The organism is Streptosporangium sp. CA-115845 (genome assembly GCF_050943795.1).
Lineage (GTDB): Bacteria > Actinomycetota > Actinomycetes > Streptosporangiales > Streptosporangiaceae > Streptosporangium.
The window spans coordinates 3148444-3165572 of sequence record NZ_CP191988.1 but is presented as its reverse complement, the minus strand read 5'-3'; the positions used below and the strand labels follow the sequence as shown (position 1 = coordinate 3165572).

Sequence of the window (17129 nt, the reverse complement as noted above, 5' to 3'; positions counted from 1 at the left end):
CGTGGGGCTGGGAGGGAGGTGGGGAGATGGCGGAGCGAAAGGTGGCGGGCCGCTACCAGTTACTCGAACACATCGGCGAGGGCGGCATGGGCATCGTCTGGCGAGCCCATGACGAGCTCCTCGACCGGGTCGTGGCCGTCAAGGAGGTCCGTCACCGGGGGGTCGACGAGGCCGCCCGCGCCGACCTGAACCGGCGCACGATCCGCGAGGCCAGGACCGCCGGGCGCCTCGACCACCCTTCCGTGATCATCGTGCACGACGTGGTCGAGGAGGAGGGGCGTCCCTGGATCGTCATGCAGCTGGTCAGGTCCCGGTCGCTGGGGGAGATCGTCCGCGCCCACGGCCCCCTCCCGCCCGAGCGGGTGGCCTCGGTGGGACTGCACGTGCTGGGCGCGCTGCGGGCCGCGCACGCCTCGGGGGTGCTGCACCGCGACGTCAAGCCGGAGAACGTGCTGCTGGCCGACGACGGCCGGGTGGTGCTGACCGACTTCGGCATCGCCTCCATGACCCAGGAGACCGGCATCACCCGCACCGGCGGGATGGTCGGCACACCCGCGTTCCTGCCCCCCGAGCGGCTGCACGGGCTGCCCGCCACTCCCGAGTCGGACCTGTGGTCGCTCGGGGCGACGCTGTACGCGGCGGCCGAGGGCCGGCCCCCGTTCGAGCGGCCCACGGCCGCCGCCACCATGATGGCCGTCCTGCACGGCGAGCCGAGCCCCATGACCCACCCGGGCCCCCTGGCGACGGCGATCCTCGGCCTGATGGCCAGGGATCCGGCCGCCCGGATGGTGCCCGACCAGGCCGAGGCCCTGCTCAGCCGCGCCTCCTCTGGTCCCGCGTCCTCCCGGGGCGCCTCGGGAGCCGCCGCGGGGCCCCTCTCGGGACGGGAGCCGTATCCCGGACAGCAGCCGCACGGCTCCCCCGGAGCTCACCCCGGCCCGCCGCACGCCGGCCCCCGGTACGCGGAACAGCCGCACCCGGACGCGGCGCGGAGCGGTTGGCAGCCGGGTTACCGGAACCTCCCCGGTGCCCCCGGGCAGCCCCCGTACCCACCCGCGCACACGCACCCCGAGCACTCCCCGTACCCGGCCGGACACACGCATCCCGAGCAGCCCTCCCAGCACCCGGCCGCGTACCGTGCCGAGCACACGCACCCCGACCAGGGGGCGTACGGCTACGAGCACCCACATCCGGGCTCCTGGCCGGGGCGGGAACAGCCCACCGGCACCGGAGGCGAGCCCGCGCGGCGGACCGGAGCGGGACGGCTGGCACTCCTGGCCGGGATCCCCGCGCTCGTGGTGGCGGTCGGGGTCGGCGGGTGGCTGGTCGTGCGGGCCCAGAACACCACGGCCGACACCGGTCCCGGCCTGCCGGCGACCACGGCCCCGATCACCGACGGCACCCCGCCCGAGACGCCCCAGGCTGCCACCCCGGCGACGACGGTGACTCCGACGGTGACCCCGACGGTGACCCCGACGGTGACTCCGACGGTGACCCCGCGGCCGAGCCGGACGATCCCCGCGGGCTGGCGGCTGCACCGCGACCCGATGGGCTTCTCCGTCGCGGTGCCCAGGGGATGGCAGGTCAAACGGTTCTCCGGCCGTGACCGGGTGGAGTTCCGCGCCCCCGGGTCGAGTGGTCTCCTGTGGATCGAGTCGACGGACGACCCCGAGAAGGACCCGCTCAGGCACTGGCAGAAGGTGGAGCGGGCCGGCCGGGCCGACAATGTCTGGCCTGGCTACGAGCGGATCGGCATCACCTCGCTGAGATACCGGGGGGTGCCCGCCGCCGACTGGGAGTTCACCTACCTCAGGGACGGGGTCCGCACGCACGTCCTGGACCGGGGCTTCCGCACCCTCGCCGACCGGCCGTACGCGATCTACTGGGAGAGCCCGGAGTCGGAGTGGGACCGCTCCCTCTTCGACGGCTTCACCAGGACCTTCCGCCCATGAACGGGCCGGAGAGGGCGCGCTTCTGGCGCAGCCCGGGACTGCCCGGGGTGGACCTGCTCAAGGCCAGGTACGTGACCCACCGCTTCACCCCGCACGCGCACGAAAGCTACGCGATCGCGCTGGTCCTTTCCGGGGTGGAGGAGTTCGGCTACCGGGGCGCCCGCCACCGCGCGGGCGCGGGCAGCCTGAGCACGCTCAACCCCCAGGAGGCGCACGACGGCCACGCGGGCGTCCCCGAGGGGTGGAGCTACCGGGTTCTCTACCCGTCCGTCGAGTTCGTCTCCGGGATCGCCGCCGAGGTGCTGACCGGGCGCGGCACCCCCTGCTTCCCCGAGACCGTCACCTACCACCAGCCCACCGTGGAACTGCTGCGGGCCGCGCACCAGGCCGCGGAGCACGGCGACGACCTCGCCTCCTCGACGCTGGCCCGCACCGCCTTCGCCGCCCTGCTCCGGCGGCACGCCGCCCGCCCTCCGCTGGAGGCGCGCTCCCGCGACCAGGACCCGGGGGTGCGGCGCGCCAGGGAGATCCTGCACGAGCGGCTCGTCGACCCGCCCACGATCGAGGACCTGGCGCGGGCCGTCGACGCCAGGCCGTTCGCGCTGATCCGGGCCTTCAAGGCGGCCACCGGGCTGCCCCCGCACGCCTATCTGAACACATTGCGGATCATGCGTGCCCGGCGGCTGCTCCAGGCGGGCACACCTCCCGCGCAGGTCGCCGGGGATGTGGGGTTCACCGACCAGGCCCACCTGAGCAGGCACTTCAAACGGATGGTGGGCGTTCCCCCCGCCGCGTACCAGCGTGCAGGAACGTACAAGACCGGAAGTTAAAAACGGACATAAGCTCCCTTTCCATGGATACAACCACTCGCTCCTCCGCGACAAGGGATGGACTGGGTGTGGGGATCGCCGTCGGGCTGTCCGGGGTCGCCTTCGGCGCCGCGGCGGTCACCGCGGGGCTGAGCGTCGCGCAGGCGTGCGTGCTGAGTCTGTTCGCCTTCACCGGTGCCTCGCAGTTCGCCCTCGTCGGAGTCGTCGCGGGCGGCGGCAACCTGGTCGCGGGCACGGCAGGCGCGATGCTGCTGGGCGCCCGCAACAGCCTGTACGGCCTGCGCATGGCCGGCGTGCTCGACATCCGGGGCTGGCGCAGGCCGCTGATGGCCCAGGGCGTGATCGACGAGACGACCGCGGTCGCCCTGGCCCAGCCGGACGAGGAGTCGTCCAGGACGGCGTTCCTGGTCACCTTCGTCACCCTCGCCCTGACCTGGAACGCCACCACCCTCCTCGGCGCGCTGGGCACCTCCTGGGTGGCCGACCCCGCGGTGTTCGGCCTGGACGCGGTCGGTCCCGCGACGTTCCTGGCCATCCTGTGGCCCCGGCTCACCGGGAGCGGCCCCGAGGCCCGCGCGCTGCGGCTGATCGCGGGCGGCGGCGCGGTGATCGCGCTGGCCGCGACCCCGTTCACCCCGCCGGGCGTGCCCGTACTGCTCGCGTCCGTGGTCGTGCTCGCGGTGATCCTGAGGAGGCCCAGGTGACCCTCTGGTGGGCGATCGTCGCCACCTGCGCGGCCTGCTACGCGCTGAAGCTCGCCGGGCTGTCGGCACCGCGCCGGATCCTCGACCACCCGGGGGTGCAGCGCTTCGCGACGCTGGTCCCGGTGGCCCTGCTGGCGGCGCTGATCGCGGTGCAGACCTTCGGGCACGGGCAGGCACTGCATCTGGACTGGCCGCGCACCGCGGGGATGGGCGCGGCCGTGGTGGCGCTGCTGCTGCGCGCCCCGTTCCTGGTGGTCCTCGCGGTGGCGGCCGTGGTCACCGCCGGGCTGCGCCACCTGCTGAACTGAGATCGCCGTCCCCCGCCGAGCCGCGGTTCACGGCGGGTGGGCGCGGCACCCGGTTCGTGGAGGGGTTCAGGAACGAAGGGCGCCTCCGAGGTGACCTGCGTCGCCAATCCTGAATGTCGGGATTAATCCTGGGTAGGCGTCGGCGCATGACCGATTCTCAGGGGATCATCGGAGCCCGCTACCGCCTGCTCGAACGTATCGGCCGAGGAGGCATGGGGACGGTCTGGCGAGCACGGGACGAGGTGCTGGGCCGCGAGGTGGCGGTCAAGGAGGTCATCCCCTTCCCCGACCTCACCGGTCCCGAGCGCGAGGTCTTCACCGTGCGGACGCTCAGGGAGGCCCGGGCCGCCGGGCGGATCGGGCATCCGGGGGTCGCCACGGTGTACGACGTGATCGAGGAGCACGGGCGCCCCTGGATCGTCATGCAACTGGTCGACTCCCGCACGCTCGGAGCGGTGATCAGGGAGGACGGGCCGCTGCCGCCGGCGCGGGTGGCGCGGATCGGGCTGGAGGTGCTGGGCGCGCTACTCGCCGCCCACCACGCGGGCGTCCTGCACCGGGATGTGAAGCCGGACAACGTGCTGCTCTCCAAGGACGGGCGGGCCGTGCTCACCGACTTCGGCATCGCCGTCCTGGAGGGCGACTCGTCGATCACCAGGACCGGCTCGCTCATCGGTACCCCGGCGTTCATCGCGCCTGAGCGGGCGAGCGGCGGACCCGCCGAGTTCGCCTCCGACCTGTGGTCGCTCGGCGTGACGCTGCACCTGGCGGTCGAGGGGCGCTCCCCCTTCGAGCGCGCCCACCCGCTGGCGACGCTCAGCGCCGTCATGCACCAGGAACCCCCGCCGCTGCGGTTCGCCGGACCGCTCGCTCCCGTGATCTTCGGCCTGCTCCGCAAGGATCCCGCGCGACGCATGTCGGCCCAGGAGGCGCAGGTCCACCTGACCTCGCTGGTGAACGGGACCGCCCCGCAGCCGACCATGCCGATCGAGCTGCCCCCGGCGGTCCCCGTGCCGGCCGCCGCTCTCGCGGGCACGCCCACCGCCCCTGCCGGAACCGGGCGATCGGGGCCCGAACCCGGCTCGGCGGCCGCCCCCGGAAGGCGACGGCGCCCGGTGATCGCGGCGATGGCCGCGATGGCCCTCGCCGTCGCCCTGACCTCCGCCGGGATGGCGTGGGTCGCCGCCAACTCCGCCGACCGGAACCCCGCCGGGCCGCCGGCCCCGGCGAGTGTGCCCTCCGGGAAGGACACGCCGACTGCCGAGCCCGAGCGGGCGAAGGTCCCGGCGCGAAACGACCCCGCCGGGAACGACGGCGCCTCCACCCGCCCGGCCCCCGAGAGGTCGGGAGACGGCGACCCCGCCCCCCGGGACAGACCGTCGGACGAGCCGACGGATAAGCCTTCGGGTAAGCCGTCCGGCAAGCCGTCGCAGGACGGTTCCGAACCGCCCGAGGAGGACTCCTCCGACGACCGGGGAGAGGACGACGGGGGCGAGGGGGCCGAGGAGGGCTCGGGCCAGGGCGACGCGCCGGGCCGGGGACAGCAGGGCGACTCCCCCGACCAGATCGCCCCCGACGCCGGGGTGGCCGCCCTCGGCGCGAGCGCCCGGGGCAGGGCCTGAGAAACCACCGCGAGCGGTGAACCCGGCCAGGGCCGGACGCGCCGGCGGGGCCACCGGCGCGAAGGCACGCCCGCCGCGGAGGGACAGGGCCTAGGACTCGGCGGCGACGACCTTCAGGGCGTGGGCCAGGTCGTCGGGGTAGGCGGTGGTGAAGGAGACCCACTCGCCGGTGGTGGGATGCTCGAAGGCCAGGGAGACCGCGTGCAGCCACTGCCGGCTCATTCCCAGCCGCGCGGCCAGGGTCGGATCGGCCCCGTACAGCATGTCACCGACGCACGGGTGGCGCAGCGCCGACATGTGGACCCGGATCTGGTGGGTCCGGCCCGTCTCCAGCTTGATGTCCAGCAGCGACGCCGCGCGGAACGCCTCGATCGTGTCGTAGTGGGTGACCGACTCCTTGCCTCCCGCCACGACCGCCCAGCGGCCGTCCCCGACGGGGTGGCGGTCGATCGGCGCGTCCACGGTGCCGCGGTGCGGGTCGGGGTGGCCCTGGACCAGCGCGTGGTAGCGCTTGTCGACGGTGCGCTCCTTGAAGGCCCGCTTCAGGTGGGAGTAGGCCTGCTCGCTCTTGGCGACGACCATCGCGCCGGTGGTGTTGGCGTCCAGCCGGTGCACGATGCCCTGGCGTTCGGCCGCGCCGCTGGTGGCCACCCGGTGGCCGGCGCCGAGCAGGCCGCCGATCACGGTGGGTCCGGTCCAGCCGGTGGTCGGATGGGCGGCCACGCCGACGGGCTTGTTGACGACGACGATGTCGTCGTCCTCGTACACGATGTGCATGCCGGGCACGGGTTCCGCCACCGGCATCGGCGCGGTGGGCGGCGGCGGGAGGGTGACCTCCAGCCAGGCGCCCCCGTGGAGCCGGTCGGACTTGGCCGCGGTCGAGCCGTCCACCAGCACGTCACCGGCGACGATCAGCTCGGCCGCCCGGGTGCGGGAGAGGCCGAACAGGCGTGACAGGGCGGCGTCGAGACGCTCGCCCTCCAGCCCGTCGGGGACGGGGAGACTCCGCCGGTCAGCCATTGCCGTTCTCCTTCGCTTCCTTCTCGGCTCCCGTGTCGCGCGTGCCGTCGATCTGGTAGCCCCGCCAGGCGAGGAAGACCGCCAGGATGCCGCCGCAGACGATCGCCGAGTCGGCGATGTTCCAGACCGGGAAGTGACCGGGGAAGGTCTCCACGAAGTCGACCACGTGTCCCTGCAGCGGTGCGGGCCTGCCGGAGCCGAAGCCCGAGGGCCAGCGGAAGATCCGGTCGGTGAGGTTGCCGAGCGCCCCGCCGAGCAGCAGGCTCAGCGTGATCGCCCAGGGCAGGCTGCGCAGGTTGCGCGCGGTACGCAGGATCGCCACCACGACGACGGCCGCGACACAGGTGAAGACGATCGTCATCCCGGTGCCGAGGCCGAAGGCGGCCCCGGAATTGAAGATCACTCGGAACTGGAGCACGTCGGGGATGACCACGATGGGTTCCCTGCCCTCCAGGGTCTTCAGCACGAGGGTCTTCGTGGCGAGGTCGAGGGCGTAGACGATAGGGACGATCACCGCGAGCACGGCGATCCGCCGTGCCGCGAGCGGGACGGCGGGGACCGCCCCGTTCTCGGTGTCGCCGGTCAGCGGCGCTCCTCCCGCTGCTTGCAGGCCACGCACAGCGTCGCCCTCGGAAACGCCTGAAGGCGCTCCTTTCCGATCGGCTGATGGCACGATTCGCACACTCCGTAGGTCCCCGCGTCGATCCGGGCGATCGCTCGCTCGTTCTGCGCGACCAGGTCGCGCGAGTTCAGGGTAAGGGCGATTTCGCGCTCACGTTCATACGTCCGTGCTCCGGCGTCGGCCTGGTCGTCGCCCGCACCGTCGGTAACGTCGCTTGACGCGATCTCGATCTCGGCCTTGGCGATCTCCTTGGTGAGCTCGCGGCTCTCCGCGACCAGTCGCCCGCGGACCTCCGCGAGTTCCTCGGCCGACCAGGTGACGACGGCACCGTCGGATGACGGCGCTGCCGCGCTGTTGTCTGCGCGCACGGTCGCGGCCATGGCGACCTCCTTGCTGGATCGGACCGTATCCAATGTGGTAAACGGTGCGGGCAGCTTAGGTCCCTCATAACAGAACGACAAACGACCCGCCGCAATGTTTGCCAATCCAGTAACATCCGGTCGCTTCCCCCTGATTCCCCCCAGCCGCCTCTGATATGGGGAAGCTTCCGGCAGGCGGGTGCGTTATCGTGTGAGCCTGCACGGCGTTGATGGGGACAGCGACCTCCGCACCCCCTCGCACGAGCGACCCGGGGACGGTGCGAGCCCGGGGCGAGGCGCGGAGGAAAGATCACCCCGGAGTCGCCGGAAGAACGGCCGTGACGGCCCAGTAGACCCGGCAGCAGGCCAAAGGAAGAGGGCCTTCTCGCACGCGAAGGTCAAGGAGGGTGGTACCGCGGGGCCCCAACAGCCTCGTCCCTCCACGCCACAGCCGATTCCAGCGTGGAGGTCCAGCCCATCATGTCCGCCTATTTCCGCTCTCTTCCTGCGCAGGTCGATCTTCCCGCGCTTGAGCACGAGGTACTCGACCGCTGGCGGGACGGCAAGATCTTCGAGCGCTCGGTCGAGCAGAACACCGGCGGTCCCACCTGGGTCTTCTACGAGGGGCCGCCCACCGCCAACGGCATGCCGGGCGTCCACCACGTCGAGGCCCGCGTCTTCAAGGACGTCTTCCCCCGCTACAAGTCGATGCGGGGCTACAGCGTGCCCCGCAAGGCGGGCTGGGACTGCCACGGGCTACCCGTCGAGGTCGCCGTCGAGAAATCCCTCGGTCTCTCCGGCAAGAAGGACATCGAGGCGTACGGCGTCGCCGAGTTCAACGCCAAGTGCCGCGAGTCGGTGCTGCGGCATGTGGACGCCTTCGAGGAGATGACCGAGCGGATGGGGTACTGGATCGACCTGTCCCAGGCCTACCGCACGATGGACCCGGCCTACGTGGAGTCCGTCTGGTGGTCACTCAAGGTCATCTTCGACAAGGACCTGCTCTCCCGCGACTTCCGCATCACCCCGTACTGTCCCCGCTGCGGCACCGGCCTGTCCGACCACGAGCTGGGCCAGCCCGGCGGCTACGAGACCGTCACCAGCCCGTCGGTCTACGTCCGCATGCCCGCCACCTCGGGGCCGCTGGCCGACCTCGGCGCCTCGCTGCTGATCTGGACCACCACGCCCTGGACGCTGGTCTCCAACACCGCCGTGGCCCTGCACCCCGACGTGACCTACGTCGCGGCGCGCCCCGCGGGGTCCGACGAGGTCCTGGTGGTGGCCGAGCCGCTGGTCGTCTCCGCGCTGGGCGAGGGGGCCGAGGTCCTGGCCTCCTTCCAGGGCGCCGACCTGGAGCACACCACCTACTCGCGCCCCTTCGACCTGGTCGACATCCCCGGCGCGCACTACGTGGTGCTCGGCTACTACGTCACCACCGAGGACGGTACCGGCCTGGTTCACCAGGCACCCGCCTTCGGCGCCGACGACATGACGACCTGCAAGCGGTACGGGCTGCCCGTGGTCAACCCGATCGGCCCCGACGGCCGGTTCCTCGACAGCGTGCCCCAGGTCGGGGGCCAGTTCTTCAAGGACGCCGACGAGGGGCTCACCGCCGACCTGCGGGCGCGCGGCCTGCTCTACCGGGGCAGCCACTTCGAGCACAGCTACCCGCACTGCTGGCGCTGCCACACCGCGCTGCTCTACTACGCCCTGCCCGCCTGGTACATCCGCACCACCGCGATCAAGGACCGGCTCCTCGCCGAGAACGAGAAGACCAACTGGTACCCCGAGACGATCAAGTGGGGCCGCTTCGGCGAGTGGCTGCGCAACAACGTCGACTGGTCGCTGTCGCGCTCGCGTTACTGGGGCACCCCGCTGCCGCTGTGGATCTGCACCGCCGACGAGTCGCACGTCACGTGCGTCGGCTCGCTGGAGGAGCTGAGCCGGCTGTCCGGCCGGGACGTCTCCGCGCTCGACCCGCACCGCCCCTACGTGGACGACGTCACGCTGCCCTGCCCCACCTGCGGGGCCGAGGCCCGGCGGGTGCCCGACGTGATCGACGCCTGGTACGACTCGGGCTCGATGCCGTTCGCCCAGTGGGGGGCGCCGTACCGCAACGAGGAGATGCTCGAGAAGGCCTACCCGGCGCAGTTCATCTGCGAGGCCACCGACCAGACCCGCGGCTGGTTCTACTCGCTGATGGCGGTCGGCACGCTCGTCTTCGACCGGTCCTCGTACGAGAACGTGCTCTGCCTCGGCCTGATCCTGGCCGAGGACGGCCGCAAAATGAGCAAGCACCTGGGCAACGTGCTCCAGCCGATGCCGCTGATGGACCAGCACGGCGCCGACGCGCTGCGCTGGTACATGGCCTGCTCCGGCTCACCGTGGGCGGCCCGCAGGGTCGGGCACGGCGCCCTTGAGGAGATCGTCCGCAAGGTCCTGCTCACCTACTGGAACACCACCTCCTTCTTCACCCTGTACGCAGGCGCCGAGTCCTGGTCGCCCTCCGGGCTCGCCGAGGCTCCCGCGTACGCCGAGCGCCCGTTGATCGACCGCTGGGCCCTCGCCGAGCTGCACCGGACGGTGGCCGAGGTCACCGCGTCGATGGACGTCTTCGACACCGCCCGCGTCGGGCGACGGCTCTCGGAGTTCCTCGACGACCTGTCCAACTGGTACGTGCGACGCTCCCGCCGCCGCTTCTGGGCCGGTGACACCGCGGCGTTCGCCACGCTCTACGAGTGCCTGGAGACCGTCACCCGGCTGATGGCACCGGTGGTGCCGTTCACCACCGACTACGTCTGGGACGTGCTCCGCGACACCGACGCCCCCGTCTCGGTCCACCTGGCCCGCTGGCCCGAGGTCAACGGCGAACTGCTGGACGAGGAGCTGTCGGAGCGGATGGCCCTGGTCCGCCGCCTGGTGGAGCTGGGCCGCTCGGCCCGCGCCTCCAGCGGGGTGAAGACCCGCCAGCCGCTCGGCCGTGCCCTGGTCGGCGCCCCCGGCTGGGCCACGCTCCCGCCCGAGCTGCGCGAACTGATCGCCGACGAGCTCAACGTCAAGGGCCTGGAGGACCTGTCGGGGATCGGGGCGGACCTGGTCTCCTTCACGGTCAAGCCCAACTTCCGGGCGCTGGGCAAGCGGTTCGGCTCGCAGACCAAGCTGGTCGCCGCGGCCGTCACCGCCGCCGAGCCCGCGGAGCTCGCCCGCGCGCTCCGCACCGGTTCGCCGGTCTCGATTGACGCCGGAGAGCTGGGAGCGGTGGAGATCGGCGTCGACGACGTGATCGTCACCGAGCAGCCCAGGTCCGGCTGGGCGGTGGAGGCCGCCTCCGGCGAGACCGTCGCCCTCGATCTGACCATCACCGACGAGCTGCGCCGCTCCGGCCTGATCCGCGACGTCATCCGCCTGCTCCAGGACACCCGCAAGTCCACCGGCCTGTCGATCTCCGACCGGATCGACGTGTGGTGGTCCACCGGTGACGCCGACCTGGCCGAGGCCCTGCGGGCCCAGGGCCGTGCGGTGGCCGACGAGGTCCTCGCCGTCTCCCTCACCGAGGGCGGCGCCGACGGCCTTCCCACCCACAGCGACGCCGAGCTGGGCCTGACCTTCCAGCTCCGCCGCGCGACGGCCACGGCCTGACGGCGGAGCGCTCCGGCGTCACGGGACGGCCGTGCTCCCGGAGAGCCCGGCCGTTCCGGTTCACACCGGGAGCGGCCGGCCCGGCGCCTCAGGTGGTGCTCGGCGCCCGTCACGGCCCGGAGAGCGGTCCGCGGGCACCGCGACACGCCCGCCTCCTCGTGGTGAACGGTGAGCGAGGCGGGCGGTGGTCACGCCAGGTGTCAGCTCTGGCCCCGGTGGTCGTTCAGGCAGATCGAGCAGTTGATCAGGCCGGCTCCCTCGGCCTCGACCAGGGAGACGACCTCGGTGCCGCTGTCGCCGGCGCCTTTGATCAGGGGGCAGGCGGGGTCATGAAAACGACGGGTGCCGATGATGACCATGACGGTCCCGTCGCCCGTCTTTTGCTCCCCGGCCCCGGGGTCGCCGCCGGCGTCACGGTCCTCGGAGGAGGGACCGGCCGCGGGCTCCGCCGAGGTGGAGCCGGCCGCTACCTGCCCGGCGCGCCCGGGTGCGGTCTCGGCCGGCTCCACCGGCTCAGGTGTCGTGCCGTCGGCGGTGGCCTGGCGCCCGGAATCCGATGCCTCTCGGGTGCCCGGCCCCTCGGACCTCTCCGGCTCCACGGCCTTCTCGGAGCCTGAGTCGGCGGCTCCGGGCTTGCCCGAGGGCGACGGCTCCGACGGGGCGGAGTCTCGCCCGGCGATCTCGGCCCCTGGGCGGGTCCCGGACGCCGCAGGCCCGGCTTCGGCCTTGGCTGCTCCGGACACGGCCCCCTCGGACACGGCTGGCTCGGGCACGGCGGCCCCGGGGCGCTCGGCCTCGCTGGTTTCCTGTTTGGCGCTCTCAGGCGCCTCACCCCGGCTCGCGGAGGCACCGCCCATGGCCGGTCCGGACTCCGCCGCCTCGGGCTCGGGACTGGCCGGGGTCGCCGGGGTCGCCGGATTGGAGACCTGGACGACCATGTCGCGGCTGAACCAGCTGGTGGCCTCGGATTCGGCGTGCGGGATCTCGGGGACCTTCGGCAGCCGGATCGGCACCGAGGGGGTCGGGGACTCCGCCGCGCGGAGCGGGGGGCTCACCGGCTCCTGGGGCCGTACCTGCGGCTCGGAGGGCTGAATGTAGGGCCGGGTGACCGGGACGACGGGCTCCTGCGGGGAACGCGGGGGCTCCTGCCGGGACACGGCGCTCTCTCGCCTGGCGGCGGGGTTCTCCGGCCTTGGCGGGGACTCGGGCCGTGCTCCGGGGGCCTGCTGCCCTCCGGCGGGGGTCGCGGGTCGCGTGGGACGGTACGGGGCGGTGAATCTGGCGGTGGCCTCGTGCGGGCCGGGCTCGCCGGCGCTGCCTGCGGGACCGGACTCCTGGGAGGCGCTCAGGGGCTCGGCGGGCTCCCGTACCCCGGGCGGGGTCTGGTGCGGCCTGCTTCCGGCGGCGGGTTCCGGCAGGCAGGTGGTACAGGGCGTGAAGCCCTCCTCACGAGCCTCCTCGTGGGTGAGTTCCTCATGGTCCCTGCCGGCCAACTGGCGGCACCCCGCGACGTGATAGCGCTTGCGGCCGGGGATGACCAGCACGATCGCCTCGGCGTCCAGGGCGCCCCGCCTCGTGGCGGTGGCGGTGGCCGGCCCGGCCACCGGGCCTCGTCGCGGCTGGGTCGGGGCCACAGGCATCTGCTGCCGCATCCCGTGCTGCGCCATCATGTGCGGTGGCAGGGGAGGCTGGTTCGGCACACCGTGCGGCGCGGGGACGGTCCCGGCCGGCATCGGTCCCTTCTCGGGAAGGGGCTGAGCGGCCCCGGCCTGCCCGCCGGGGAACAGCTCGTGGCGCCGCAACAGCGCCCCGATCACCAGGAAGACGGCGGACAGCACACTGACCGCGATCGACCACATGACCAGAAACGGTTTGGCCAACACGATCCCCACGATGAGCAGGACGATGGCCGTGAGTACCAAACCGGCGCTGATAAGGATCACAGAAAGACTCCCGGATGCGGGTCAAAGGGGGTGACCCGACACCTTAGCGGCGGTCGTTGTGAGGACCGTCAACGCCCTGGAAGGCGCCCGAATGCTGTGACGGGTCGCCGCCGAACGGGTTGGGCGCGCCCTGGAGCGTCGGCTGACCACCCGGGGCCACCGCGTGGGACATGGTCGGAGGCCCGCTCACGATCGGGAACCCGCCGCTGCCCTCGGCGGCCACGTTGAGCTCGGCCAGCTGGTTCTCCAGATACAGTTTCAGGCGGCTACGGTACTCGCGCTCGAAGCTGCGGAGCTCCTCGACCTTGCGCTCGAGCTCGTCACGGGTCTGCACCAGCGAGCCCATGGCCTGGCGGTGCCGCTCCTGCGCGTCGCGCTCCAGCGTCTCGGCTCGGGCACGTGCGTCACCGATGACCTGCTCGGCCTGGCGACGTGCCTTGCCGAGAATGTCGTCGGCCTCGCGGCGGGCCCGGGTCACCGTCTCGTCCGCCTCCCGGCGGGCGTCGGCGATGGCCTGGTCCGCGGTCTGCTGCGCGAGGGCGAGCACGCGGGCCGCGGTGTCCATGTTGTCCTCGGCCGGAGGCATTCCCATTCCGACGGGAACGGGCTGCTGATGCTGCACCGGCTCGGGAGCGCGCATCGGCTCCGGCTGCTGCATCATCATCTCGGGCTTGGGCTCGGCGATGGGGGCGGGCGCCATGGCCATGCCCATCCCGCCGGGGACCTTGCCCCGCAGGCACTCCGCCAGCTTGGCGCGGAGCTCCTCGTTCTCCTGAATGAGACGGTCCAACTCGGACTCGACCTCATCGAGGAAGGCATCTACCTCTTCCTCGTCGTAACCCGGCCGAAGGCGGGTCGTACTGAATTGCTTGTTCCGCACATCGGCGGGAGTCAGCGGCATTTCGGTCTCCTTGGCGCGCTTGGAGTCTGTCCGGGGGGACGGTACCCGATCAACGAAGCGCGGACACGAGTTGGATCAAGACCCAGACCACAATGAACAGCACTGTGAAGCTTAGGTCAAAGGCCACCGTACCCAACCGGAGTGGTGGAAAGAAACGGCGGAGGAACTTGAGAGGTGGGTCGGTCACCGTGTACACGGCTTCCGCCAGCACCAGGACGATACCTGTGGGGCGCCACTGACGTGCGAACGCCTGCACCGTCTCAAAGATCATTCTGCCGATCAGCAGCACGAGGTAGATGGACAGGACGAAGACCAAGATCCCGCTAACGATCCCCACGGTCCGTCGTCGCCTCCACTCCGCTCTGCCGTCCTTCGTCCCATCGGGACCCGTCGGGCCGGTCACTGTTCATAGTGGAACTCTAGCTCTGGTTGAAGAATCCGCGTTCCGCGATTCGGGCCTTGTCCTCGGCGGTCACCTCGACATTGGCTGGGGACAACAGGAACACCTTGTTGGTAACACGTTCAATGCTGCCATGTAGGCCAAAGACGAGACCTGCCGCGAAATCAACGAGTCGCTTTGCGTCACTGTCAACCATCTCGGTCAGGTTCATGATGACGGGAGTGCCGTCACGGAAGTGCTCACCAATGGTCCGCGCCTCGTTGTACGTGCGGGGATGAAGGGTGGTGATGCGCGCCAGATCGGTTGTGCGGCGCTCCAGGACAGCCGTCGCGGGCCTCGGAGCGGGCACGCCTGGGTCGGTGTCGTCCGAGAGGTCGTGGACCGTGCCAGGACGCTCGTCGCCCTCCCGGCGCGTGTCGTCGAACTCCTCGTACTCGTCGTCGGGATAGCTGTCGTATCTCTCGTAGCGGTCGTCCTCAACAAGACCGAGGTAGACCGCCATCTTGCGCATCGCGCCGGCCATCGCTACTTCTTCCTCCGTCTTACTTCGATGTGCCCGAGGGGCCAGCCCGACCGCCCTGAGCTCACCACCGTTCGACCGCTGTCCGAATACGCGGACGCCAAGGTCCACTTGAAGGGACATTACCTGACGAAGGGCTTCCTGCGACCGAGCAACGCCGTACCAACACGCAGGTGTGTCGCACCGTTGGCAATGGCCTGGGACATATCCCCGCTCATCCCCGCCGAGATGACGTCGGCGCCCGGGTGGGCGTCCTGGACGGACCGCGCGATCTCCCTCAGCCTCGCGAACGCCCTGCCCGGCTCCTCCCCCAGCGGCGCGACCGCCATCACCCCGCCCAGTTCAAGCCCCGGCGCTCCGGCGACGGCGTCCGCCAGCGCCTCGGCCTGCTGTGGTACCACGCCGCCCCTGGCGGGGTCACCGTCGAGCGCGACCTGTACCAGGCAGGTGATCCGGCGCCCCACCCCGAGCGCCTCCCTGCTGAGGGCGGTGACCAGGCGCGGGCGGTCGACCGAGTGGACGACGTCCGCGTAGCCGACCACCGAGCGGACCTTGTTGGTCTGCAACTGGCCGACGAAGTGCCACCGCAGGCCGAGGTCGGCGCATTCTCGCGCCTTGACCGAGGCCTCCTGGTCGCGGTTCTCCCCGACGTCACCGACCCCGAGCCCGGCCAGCAACCGCACGTCGGAGGCGGGGTAGGTCTTGCTCACCGCGATGAGCGTCAGCTCCTCGCGACTGCGGCCGGCGGCCCGGCAGGCTTCGGCGATCTCCGCCTCGACCCGGGCCAGCCCGGCCGCGATCTCATCTCGTCGTGTTGTTTCCGTCACATCTCCGCCGCTCGGACACTGGCAAACCGGCGGAGCCCATTCTTCCCGGCACGGCCGGGTGGCTCTGCACCCACCCCCACCGTGAGCGATGTCACTTCAGGAAGTCGGGGACGTCCAGCTCCTCTTCCTGCTCCTCGAAGATCACCGGTCGCCGCCGGGCGGGGTCGGCGACCCTCGCGGAGATCGGCGTCGGCTGCGAGGGCTCGGGGGCCGGGCGCGGGATCGACAGCGGAGGGGAGTGCGGCTCCTCCACGCGGTGCGGCTCGGAGTGCTCCCCCGGGTGGATCTGCTGGGGCGGGGGCGCCGGCTCCGCCGGCGGGGTGACGACCTGCCGCACCGGCGAGGGCGGCAGGTGCTCCACCCTGGGCTCCGGACGGGGCTCAGGGCGGGGCTCCGCCTTGACCGTGGGCGCCAGCGGGCGGACCGCGGTGGCCGCCGAGGGCGGCGGGGCGGGACGCGAGGCGGGCTGCGGGCGGGAGGCCGGCTGCGGGAGTTGCTTGGGCTCGGGAGCGGGCTCGTCGAAGCCTGCCGCGATCACGGTGACGCGCACCTCGTCGCCGAGGGCGTCGTCGATGACCGTACCGAAGATGATGTTGGCGTCCGGCGCCGCGGCGGTGGAGACGAGCTGGGCCGCCTCGTTGATCTCGAACAGGCCGAGGTCGGAGCCGCCGGCGATCGAGAGCAGCACGCCGTGCGCGCCGTCGATGCTGGCCTCCAGCAGCGGGCTGGACACGGCCATCTCGGCCGCCGCGACCGAACGGTCGTCGCCGCGCGCGTGGCCGATGCCCATCAGGGCCGAGCCGGCACCGGACATGACCGACTTCACGTCGGCGAAGTCGAGGTTGATCAGTCCGGGCGTGGTGATCAGGTCGGTGATGCCCTGGACACCGGAGAGCAGCACCTGGTCCGCCGCCTTGAAGGCGTCCAGCACGCTCACCTGCCGGTCGGAGATCGACAGCAGCCGGTCGTTCGGGATCACGATGAGGGTGTCGACCTCCTCTCGGAGGGTCTCGATGCCGGCGTCGGCCTGCATCGCCCTGCGCCGCCCCTCGAAGCTGAAGGGCCGGGTCACGACACCGATGGTCAGCGCGCCCAGGGTGCGGGCGATGTTGGCCACCACCGGGGCGCCTCCGGTGCCCGTGCCACCGCCCTCACCGGCCGTGACGAAAACCATGTCGGCGCCCTTGAGGACTTCTTCGATCTCCTCACGGTGGTCCTCGGCCGCCTTGCGCCCGACTTCGGGGTTGGCTCCCGCGCCGAGGCCGCGAGTGAGCTCGCGCCCGACGTCGAGCTTGACGTCGGCGTCACTCATCAGCAGCGCCTGGGCGTCGGTATTGATGGCGATGAACTCGACGCCCTTGAGTCCCTCCTCGATCATCCGGTTGACGGCGTTGACTCCGCCTCCGCCGATTCCTACAACCTTGATGACCGCGAGGTAGTTCTGCGGTGCTGCCACGACGAGGGGCCTTTCCGCTCGTTGAC

General features: G+C 71.9%; 15 protein-coding genes. 6 read left to right on the top strand and 9 right to left on the bottom strand.

The annotated features are described in order from the left end of the window. Positions 1 to 26 precede the first annotated feature (26 nt). From ACQP0P_RS16555 to ACQP0P_RS16535, 5 genes are all read left to right on the top strand, one after another. A complete protein-coding gene (locus tag ACQP0P_RS16555) occupies positions 27 to 1952 on the top strand; it encodes a protein kinase domain-containing protein (RefSeq protein ID WP_433377272.1) in 1926 nt (641 codons plus the stop codon). Then, positions 1949 to 2782 (top strand): AraC family ligand binding domain-containing protein, encoded by an 834-nt coding sequence (locus ACQP0P_RS16550; RefSeq protein ID WP_433377269.1) that lies wholly within the window; start codon positions 1949 to 1951, stop codon positions 2780 to 2782. The genes ACQP0P_RS16555 and ACQP0P_RS16550 overlap by 4 nt, the downstream gene beginning before the upstream one ends. A gap of 23 nt (positions 2783 to 2805) precedes the next feature. Beyond that, positions 2806 to 3486 (top strand): AzlC family ABC transporter permease, encoded by a 681-nt coding sequence (locus ACQP0P_RS16545; protein ID WP_433377266.1) that lies wholly within the window; start codon positions 2806 to 2808, stop codon positions 3484 to 3486. After that, positions 3483 to 3794: an AzlD domain-containing protein gene (locus ACQP0P_RS16540; protein ID WP_433377263.1), complete on the top strand. Its 312-nt coding sequence runs from the start codon at positions 3483 to 3485 to the stop codon at positions 3792 to 3794. Before ACQP0P_RS16545 ends, ACQP0P_RS16540 begins: the two co-directional genes overlap by 4 nt. A gap of 146 nt (positions 3795 to 3940) precedes the next feature. Further along, positions 3941 to 5416 (top strand): protein kinase domain-containing protein, encoded by a 1476-nt coding sequence (locus ACQP0P_RS16535; protein WP_433377260.1) that lies wholly within the window; start codon positions 3941 to 3943, stop codon positions 5414 to 5416. 90 nt (positions 5417 to 5506) lie between these two features. Here ACQP0P_RS16535 and ACQP0P_RS16530 read toward each other — a convergent pair whose 3' ends face one another. Genes ACQP0P_RS16530 through ACQP0P_RS16520 form a run of 3 tightly spaced genes read right to left on the bottom strand, consistent with a single transcriptional unit; the run spans position 5507 to position 7426 of the window. After that, positions 5507 to 6436 carry an RluA family pseudouridine synthase gene (locus tag ACQP0P_RS16530; RefSeq protein WP_433377257.1) on the bottom strand — a complete coding sequence of 310 codons (930 nt, stop codon included), beginning with the start codon at positions 6434 to 6436 and terminating at the stop codon, positions 5507 to 5509. Continuing rightward, complete coding sequence (locus tag ACQP0P_RS16525; RefSeq protein WP_433377254.1) at positions 6429 to 7055, bottom strand: signal peptidase II; 627 nt, start codon at positions 7053 to 7055, stop codon at positions 6429 to 6431. Before ACQP0P_RS16525 ends, ACQP0P_RS16530 begins: the two co-directional genes overlap by 8 nt. Next, positions 7019 to 7426 carry a TraR/DksA family transcriptional regulator gene (locus ACQP0P_RS16520; protein ID WP_386274343.1) on the bottom strand — a complete coding sequence of 136 codons (408 nt, stop codon included), beginning with the start codon at positions 7424 to 7426 and terminating at the stop codon, positions 7019 to 7021. Before ACQP0P_RS16520 ends, ACQP0P_RS16525 begins: the two co-directional genes overlap by 37 nt. A 471-nt stretch (positions 7427 to 7897) precedes the next feature. Here ACQP0P_RS16520 and ileS point away from each other — a divergent pair, with 471 nt between their 5' ends. Continuing rightward, positions 7898 to 11056: an isoleucine--tRNA ligase gene (ileS, locus tag ACQP0P_RS16515; protein ID WP_433377251.1), complete on the top strand. Its 3159-nt coding sequence runs from the start codon at positions 7898 to 7900 to the stop codon at positions 11054 to 11056. A gap of 200 nt (positions 11057 to 11256) precedes the next feature. Here ileS and ACQP0P_RS16510 read toward each other — a convergent pair whose 3' ends face one another. The 6 genes from ACQP0P_RS16510 to ftsZ all read right to left on the bottom strand — a co-directional run bounded on the left by ACQP0P_RS16510 (position 11257) and on the right by ftsZ (position 17103). Next, positions 11257 to 12999, bottom strand: coding sequence for a hypothetical protein (locus ACQP0P_RS16510; protein ID WP_433377248.1), 1743 nt, complete (start codon positions 12997 to 12999; stop codon positions 11257 to 11259). A gap of 43 nt (positions 13000 to 13042) precedes the next feature. Continuing rightward, positions 13043 to 13900 carry a DivIVA domain-containing protein gene (locus tag ACQP0P_RS16505; protein ID WP_433377245.1) on the bottom strand — a complete coding sequence of 286 codons (858 nt, stop codon included), beginning with the start codon at positions 13898 to 13900 and terminating at the stop codon, positions 13043 to 13045. A gap of 49 nt (positions 13901 to 13949) precedes the next feature. Then, a complete protein-coding gene (locus ACQP0P_RS16500) occupies positions 13950 to 14237 on the bottom strand; it encodes a YggT family protein (RefSeq protein ID WP_433377242.1) in 288 nt (95 codons plus the stop codon). A gap of 82 nt (positions 14238 to 14319) precedes the next feature. Further along, positions 14320 to 14823 carry a cell division protein SepF gene (locus tag ACQP0P_RS16495; RefSeq protein WP_350924541.1) on the bottom strand — a complete coding sequence of 168 codons (504 nt, stop codon included), beginning with the start codon at positions 14821 to 14823 and terminating at the stop codon, positions 14320 to 14322. Positions 14824 to 14942: 119 nt separating this feature from the next. Next, positions 14943 to 15647: a YggS family pyridoxal phosphate-dependent enzyme gene (locus ACQP0P_RS16490; RefSeq protein WP_433377239.1), complete on the bottom strand. Its 705-nt coding sequence runs from the start codon at positions 15645 to 15647 to the stop codon at positions 14943 to 14945. A 91-nt stretch (positions 15648 to 15738) separates the two neighbouring features. After that, complete coding sequence (gene ftsZ, locus ACQP0P_RS16485; protein WP_433377236.1) at positions 15739 to 17103, bottom strand: cell division protein FtsZ; 1365 nt, start codon at positions 17101 to 17103, stop codon at positions 15739 to 15741. Between the last annotated feature and the right edge of the window lie 26 nt (positions 17104 to 17129).